Origin of the sequence: Actinomadura sp. 7K534 (genome assembly GCF_004348575.1) — a bacterium.
GTDB classification, from domain to species: Bacteria; Actinomycetota; Actinomycetes; order Streptosporangiales; family Streptosporangiaceae; genus Spirillospora; species Spirillospora livida.
In genome coordinates this window covers 1-6,454 of sequence record NZ_SMKB01000332.1, presented here as the reverse complement: position 1 = coordinate 6,454, position 6,454 = coordinate 1, and the positions used below count along the sequence as shown (strand labels likewise).

The following is a 6,454-nucleotide window of genomic DNA, read 5'->3' as shown; positions in this document are numbered from 1 at the left end:
GTCCCTCCCGCCCGGCGGCTGGGCCTTCGAGTTCGACAACGACGTCTACCCCGACACCGACGACACCGCCGAGGCGGTCCTCGCCCTGCGCAGGTCCGGCCTCCCGGACGCGGCGGAGCCGATCGGCCGGGCCGTCCGCTGGCTGGCGGGCATGGCCTCGCGCGACGGCGGCTTCGGCGCATTCGACGCCGACAACACCCGGGAGCTGTGCACGCGGCTGCCCTTCTGCGACTTCGGCGCGGTCATCGACCCGCCGTCCGCGGACGTCACCGCCCATGTCGTCGAGGCGCTCGCCAAGGAGGGGCACGCGCGGACGGCCGTGGTCAAGCGGGCCGTGGTGTGGCTGCTGAAGGCGCAGGAGGCCGACGGCTCCTGGTTCGGGCGCTGGGGAGCCAACCACGTCTACGGGACCGGAAGCGCGGTGCCCGCGCTCATCGCCGCCGGAGTCCGCCCGGGCAAGCCCGCGATCCGCCGGGCCGTGGCCTGGCTGGAGGAGCACCAGAACGACGACGGCGGCTGGGGCGAGGACCTGCGCTCCTACGACGACCCGGCGTGGATCGGGCGGGGGGCGTCCACGCCGTCCCAGACCGCCTGGGCGCTGCTGGCGCTGCTCGCCGCCGGGGAGCGCTCCGCGGCCGTGGACGGCGGCGTCCGGTGGCTCGTCGACCATCAGCGCCCGGACGGGAACTGGGACGAGGAGCACTTCACCGGCACCGGTTTCCCCGGCGACTTCTACATCAATTACCACCTCTACCGGCTCGTGTTCCCGATCAGCGCCCTGGGCCGTTACGTGGCAGCGTCGAACGAGGTTCGCGAATCATGAGCATTCCGTTGCGCCAGAGCGTCCGTGTCGGCACCCACATCCTCCGCAACAAGCTGCGGGGAAGGGACAAGTTCCCCCTGCTGCTCGAACTGGAGCCCCTTTTCGCCTGCAACCTCGCCTGCGCGGGCTGCGGCAAGATCCAGCACCCCGCCGACGTGCTGAAGCGGCGCATGCCCGTCGAGCAGGCCGTCGCCGCCGTCGAGGAGTGCGGCGCGCCGCTGGTGTCCATCGCGGGCGGCGAGCCGCTCATGCACCCGCAGATCGACCGGATCGTGGCGGAGCTCGTCCGGCGCAGGAAGTTCGTCTTCCTGTGCACGAACGCGCTGCTCATCCCGAAGAAGATCGACAGGTTCGAGCCGTCGCCCTACTTCGCGTGGGCCGTGCACATCGACGGCCTGCGGGAGCGCCACGACGAGTCCGTGTGCAAGGAGGGCGTCTTCGACGAGGCCGTGGCCGCCGTCCGCGAATGCCGGCGCCGCGGCTTCCGCGTCACGACCAACACGACGTTCTTCAACACCGACACCCCGCAGACCGTCGTCGAGGTCCTCGACTACCTCAACGACGACCTCGAGGTGGACGAGATGATGATCTCGCCGGGCTACGCCTACGACAAGGCGCCCGACCAGGAGCATTTCCTGGGCGTCCAGGAAACGCGGGAACTGTTCCGCAAGGCGTTCGCCGGCGGCAACCGGAAACGGTGGCGGCTCAACCATTCACCGCTTTTCCTCGACTTCCTGGAGGGCAAGGTCGACTTCCCGTGCACGGCCTGGGCGATCCCGTCGTACTCGCTGTTCGGGTGGCAGCGTCCCTGCTACCTCATGTCGGACGGCTACGCCCAGACCTACCGGGAACTCCTCGACGGGACCGACTGGGAGTCCTACGGCAGGGGCCGCGACCCCCGCTGCGCCAACTGCATGGCCCACTGCGGCTACGAGCCCACGGCGGTCTTCAGCACGGTCGGCTCCCTGAAGGAGTCGCTGAGGGCGCTCCGCAGCCCGTAGCCGGCCGGAGAGCCGAACCCGTCACGGCGTTCTGCGGCATTTCGGGCACGTCCGCAATACCATGATCCCGTAATCGGACCATGAACTGGACAGGGTGACCATGGCGGACGAAACGCCGGAATGGCCTCCGGCCGAGCTCGACTTCAACAAGCCCACCATCGCCCGCGCCTACGACGCGCTGCTCGGCGGCAAGGACAACTTCGCCGTGGACCGCGCCCTGGCCGACCAGACGGCCGAACTGATCCCGGGGCTGCGGGAGTCGGCGATCGAGAACCGCAAGGTCCTGGTCAGGGGCGTCCGGTACCTGGCGCGGGAGGCCGGGATGGACCAGTTCCTCGACCTCGGCAGCGGGCTGCCCACCGTCGAGAACACCCACGAGGTCGCGCAGCGCGAGAACCCCCGGGCCCGCGTCGTCTACGTCGACATCGACCCCCTGGTGTCGGTGCACGGGCGCGCCCTGCTCGCGAACAACGACGTCACCAAGGTGATGACCGCCGACGTCCGCGACCCGGGGGCCGTCCTGTCCGCGCCCGAGGTGAAGGGCTTCCTCGACTTCTCCCGCCCGGCCGTGGTCATGCTGGTCGGGATGCTGCACTACCTGTCCCCGGACGTGGTGGACGACGTCGTCAGCGCCTACCGCGACGTCCTCGTCCCCGGGAGCCACCTGTTCATCACGTCCCTGGTCGACACCGGCCTCCCGCAGCAGCAGGAACTCGCCCGCATCACCCGCGAGAACCTCGAAGAGGGCTGGGCCCGCACGCCCGAGGAGATCGAGGCCCAGTTCGCCGACTTCGAACTCGTCGAGCCCGGTGTGACCTACACGGCCCTCTGGCGCCCCGACGGCCCGGTCGACCCCGCCAACCTCGCCCCCGGCGAGCAGCTCGGGATGGCGGGCATCGCCGTCAAGCTCTGACGCGGGCACGCGGTCCCGGCCTCGACGTCCCCCGAGGTCGGGCGGGTTTTTCCTGCTCTGATGGGGAAAGGCGGGAAAAGGCGTGAACAGTCGTGAGGGGGACGACATGCAGCACGATCATCTGATCGGCCAGGTCCAGGCACGCGCGCACCTGCGCAGCCGGGGGGAGGCGGAGCGGGCCTGCCGCGCCACGCTCGAAACGCTCGGCGAGCGGCTGCCCGAGGGGCTCGCGGACAATCTCGCCGCGCAGCTGCCGCGCGAGATCGGCGAGCACCTGCGGCGCACCGAGGTGTTCGGCGGCGCGGGGACGGGCGAGCGCTTCGACCGGCACGACTTCATCGAGCGCGTCGCGGCCCGCTCCAGCGCGGACGACGCCCGGGCCGCTTACATGGCGAGGGTCGTCCTGGAAGTGGTGGGGGAGGCCACCCAGGGCGGCGTGATGAACAAGGTCAAGGACGCCCTCCCCGACGACATCCGGCAGCTGGTGAGCGCGGGCAGCAGCGGCTGACGCGAGCCGCTCTACCGGCTCATGTCCACGACGCAGAAGGCGTTGCCGTCCGGGTCGGCGAGGACGACGAAGTCCGAGTCCGGCGGGTACAGGTCCCAGTCGATCCTGCTCGCCCCGAGGCCGACCAGGCGCTCGATCTCGGCCTCCTGCTCCTCCGTGGTGTCCACCAGCAGGTCCAGATGGATGCGCGGATGCCGCTCGGCGGGCGTCTCGCTGAGCATCAGGCCCAGCGCCGGGCCCGACCCGTCGGCGTGCTCCAGCGTCCGCCAGCTCGGCGTGGCCGACTTCTCCCACACCACGAGGTCGAGCGCGGAGGTCCAGAAGGCGACCGCGCGGGGAATGTCGTCCACACCGATGACGGGAAATAGTCGTGGCATGAGCCCAGTCTAGGTAGGGGCAAGCCGACCTTTCGGGGTGAAAGAGATGACGGCTGAACAGATCACCGAGCGCATGCTGGCGGACGCGGTCTCGACGATGGAGATGATGAGCACCGCGCTGGGCGTCCGCCTGGGCCTGTACGAGGCACTCGCAAGCGGCCCCCTCGACGCCCGCGGCCTGGCCGACAAGACCGGAATCCACCCCCGCTACGCCCGGGAGTGGCTCGAACAGCAGGCCGCGAGCGGGTTGCTGACCGCGGCCGCCGACGATGACCCATACGCGCGGGCGTTCGCCCTTCCGGACGACGTGCGCGAGACTCTGCTCGACACCGACAGCGTCAACTACGCCGGGGTGCTCCCCGGACTCGTCGTCTCCCTCGCCGAGATCCTGCCGCGGGTGGCCGAGGCGTACGGGACCGGCGACGGCGTCCCGTACGCCGCGTACGGGCCGGGCACCCGGCACGGGATCGGCGGCATGAACCGGCCCGGGTTCCACGCCGGCATCGCCGACTGGGTCGCGGCGCTGCCGGACATCGAGGCCCGGCTGTCCAGCGGCCCGGCCAGGGTGCTCGACCTCGGCTGCGGCACAGGCTGGTCCTCGATCGCGCTGGCCGAGGCGTTCCCGGCCGCCGGCGTCCACGGCGTCGACATGGACGAGGCGTCGGTCGCGGAGGCGTCGGAGCACGCCGCCGACCACGGCCTGACGGACCGGGTGACCTTCGCCTGCGCGGACGCGGCCGAACCCGGCGCCCCCGGACCCTACGACCTCGTCTGCACGTTCGAGGCGCTGCACGACATGGCCGATCCCGTGGCGGTGCTCCGGTCGGCGCGGGAGGTCCTCGCCCCCGGCGGAGCGGTCCTGATCGGCGACGAGAAGGTCGCCGAGCGCTTCACCGCCCCCGGTGACCTGCTGGAACGGCTGAACTACGGGTTCAGCGTCCTGCACTGCCTGCCCGCCACGCGCGCCGAGGGCGCCGCGGTGGAGGCCGGCACCGTCCTGCGCCCCGGCACCGTGCGCTCCTACGCCGCGGCGGCGGACTACGGCGGCTGCACCGAACTGCCCATCGAACACGACCTGTGGCGCTTCTACCGGCTCGACCCGGCCTGACCCCGTCGATCACCCGAGGTCGAGCCGCAGGATCCGGTCGTCGCCGGGACGGGGGTCGGTGCCTCCCCAGGTCGCCTCGTCGGTGTTGGACGTGGCGATCCAGAGGGAACCGTCCGGGGCGCGCTCCACCGTGCGGATCCGCCCGTACTCGCCGACGAAGTGCTCGACGGGCTCCCCCGCGGCCTCAGGACCGTCGACCGGAAGCTGCCAGAGCCGCTGCCCGCCCAGGGCGCCCATCCAGATGGACCCCTCCGCGTAGGCGATGCCGGAGGGCGACGCGTCGTCGGGATGCACGGTGAAGATCGGCCGCACACCGGTGTCGCCGTCCGTCCCCTCAGTCTCGGGCCAGCCGTAGTCGCGGCCGGGGCGCAGGACGTTCAGCTCGTCCCACGTCCGGTGCCCGAGCTCGGACGCGTAGGCGGTGCCGTCCGGACCGAAGGCGATCCCCTGCACGTTGCGATGCCCCGACGAGAAGATCGGAGAGCCCGGTACGGGGTTGTCGTCCGGGATCGACCCATCCGGCTCGATCCGGAGGATCTTGCCGTTGAGCGACTCCTGATCGGCCGCGTTCTCGGGCTCGAACGCGTCCCCCGTCCCGATCCACAGGTTGCCCTCGGGCCCGAAGCGCAGCCGTCCGCCGTGGTGCCGGTCGGCCGTCTCGATCCCGTCCAGGACGACGCGCTCCTGCCGGAGCGACCGCAGATCCTCCGCGACGCGAAGGGCCACGACACGGTTGGTGGGCGGCCCCGACACGTACGCGTAGACCGTCCGGTCCTCGGCGAACTCGGGCGAGGTCGCCAGCCCGAGTAGACCGCCCTCGGCACTGGCCACGACGCCCGGCACCTCCCCGATCAGCACCGCCTGACCGCCGCCGGCCGGAATCCGGTGGATCTGCCCGGACGCGCGCCCGGAGACCAGGGCCGACCCGTCCGGCAGGAAGGCCAGCCCCCACGGCATGTCGAGCCCGATGACAAGCTCCGTGACCCGCCCAGGCCCCGCCCGCCCGGGCGACTCCGGCTCGGCCGAAGCCGCACACCCGGCGAGCGCCAGACCGGCGACGAGCATCAGAGCGATGACGTACTTGCGGAACATAACGTGCCTCGTCTCCAGCGAGCTGTTAATGATGACAACGAAAACACGTTAACGACGGCAACGTCAACACCGCCAACACAAACTTGTTATCGTTGGCAGCATCACCAGAGGCGGAGGCCATGAAGCGGGACGCGACGCGAGAGCGCATCATCAAGGCGGCCTACGGGCTGCTCACCGAGGGCGGCCGCGAGGCACTGTCCACCCGCGCGATCTGCGCGGAGTCCGGTGTCCAGTCACCGGCCATCTACCGGATCTTCGGCGACAAGCAGGGCCTGCTCGACGCGGTCGCCGACCACGGCTTCGAGTCCTACCTGGCGTCGAAGACGTCCCTCGGCGAAACGGACGACCCGGTCGACGACCTGCGCCGCGGCTGGGACCTGCACGTCGAGTTCGGGGTGGGCAACCCGTCCCTGTACTCCCTCATCTACGGCGACGCCCGCCCCGGCGTGGAAACCCCCGCAGCCCGCCGTGCCTCAACGATTCTGGCCCGCACCGTCAGGCGCATCGCCGAAGTAGGCCGCCTCCGCGTGAGCGAGGAACGCGCCGCCCTCCTGATCCACTCCGCCGGCCGCGGCACGACCTTCACCCTCATCTCCCTCCCCGAGGACCAGCGCGACCCCGCCCTCTCCACC

Annotated in this window: 8 protein-coding genes; 6 read left to right on the top strand and 2 right to left on the bottom strand. The window is 71.2% G+C overall.

What is annotated here, in order from left to right:
* The 4 genes from E1266_RS34590 to E1266_RS34575 all read left to right on the top strand — a co-directional run.
* Window positions 1-823 (top strand): prenyltransferase/squalene oxidase repeat-containing protein (locus E1266_RS34590; RefSeq protein ID WP_279436373.1); only part of this gene is annotated, 823 nt, incomplete at its 5' end.
* The gene (hpnH, locus tag E1266_RS34585) at window positions 820-1,824 is read left to right on the top strand and encodes an adenosyl-hopene transferase HpnH (protein ID WP_132054372.1); all 1,005 of its coding nucleotides are present in this window, start codon (window positions 820-822) and stop codon (window positions 1,822-1,824) included. The genes E1266_RS34590 and hpnH, both read left to right, overlap by 4 nt.
* 100 nt (window positions 1,825-1,924) lie before the next feature.
* Window positions 1,925-2,737, top strand: a complete 813-nt coding sequence (locus E1266_RS34580; protein ID WP_132054370.1) for an SAM-dependent methyltransferase — start codon at window positions 1,925-1,927, stop codon at window positions 2,735-2,737.
* A gap of 82 nt (window positions 2,738-2,819) precedes the next feature.
* Window positions 2,820-3,245 carry a DUF2267 domain-containing protein gene (locus tag E1266_RS34575; RefSeq protein ID WP_243719268.1) on the top strand — a complete coding sequence of 142 codons (426 nt, stop codon included), beginning with the start codon at window positions 2,820-2,822 and terminating at the stop codon, window positions 3,243-3,245.
* An 11-nt stretch (window positions 3,246-3,256) separates the two neighbouring features.
* Here E1266_RS34575 and E1266_RS34570 read toward each other — a convergent pair whose 3' ends face one another.
* Window positions 3,257-3,622, bottom strand: a complete 366-nt coding sequence (locus E1266_RS34570) for a VOC family protein (RefSeq protein ID WP_132054368.1) — start codon at window positions 3,620-3,622, stop codon at window positions 3,257-3,259.
* Between the two features lie 46 nt (window positions 3,623-3,668).
* Between E1266_RS34570 and E1266_RS34565 the strand changes: the two genes are divergently transcribed.
* On the top strand, window positions 3,669-4,730 hold the full coding sequence (locus E1266_RS34565; RefSeq protein WP_132054366.1) for a class I SAM-dependent methyltransferase: 1,062 nt from the start codon (window positions 3,669-3,671) through the stop codon (window positions 4,728-4,730).
* A 9-nt stretch (window positions 4,731-4,739) separates the two neighbouring features.
* On the opposite strand, the gene E1266_RS34560 is transcribed toward E1266_RS34565, so the two are convergent.
* Window positions 4,740-5,822: a PQQ-dependent sugar dehydrogenase gene (locus E1266_RS34560; protein WP_132054364.1), complete on the bottom strand. Its 1,083-nt coding sequence runs from the start codon at window positions 5,820-5,822 to the stop codon at window positions 4,740-4,742.
* Between the two features lie 92 nt (window positions 5,823-5,914).
* On the opposite strand from E1266_RS34560, the gene E1266_RS34555 reads away from it, so the two are divergent.
* A partial coding sequence (locus tag E1266_RS34555) for a TetR/AcrR family transcriptional regulator (protein WP_207946097.1) occupies window positions 5,915-6,454 on the top strand: 540 nt, incomplete at its 3' end.

Excerpts from the sequence above, each read along its gene's own strand:
- hpnH (WP_132054372.1), top strand. The coding sequence starts at position 820 with ATGAGCATTCCGTTGCGCCAGAGCGTCCGTGTCGGCACCCACATCCTC.
- E1266_RS34580 (WP_132054370.1), top strand. The coding sequence starts at position 1,925 with ATGGCGGACGAAACGCCGGAATGGCCTCCGGCCGAGCTCGACTTCAAC.
- E1266_RS34570 (WP_132054368.1), bottom strand. The coding sequence starts at position 3,622 with ATGCCACGACTATTTCCCGTCATCGGTGTGGACGACATTCCCCGCGCG.
- E1266_RS34565 (WP_132054366.1), top strand. The coding sequence starts at position 3,669 with ATGACGGCTGAACAGATCACCGAGCGCATGCTGGCGGACGCGGTCTCG.
- E1266_RS34560 (WP_132054364.1), bottom strand. The coding sequence starts at position 5,822 with ATGTTCCGCAAGTACGTCATCGCTCTGATGCTCGTCGCCGGTCTGGCG.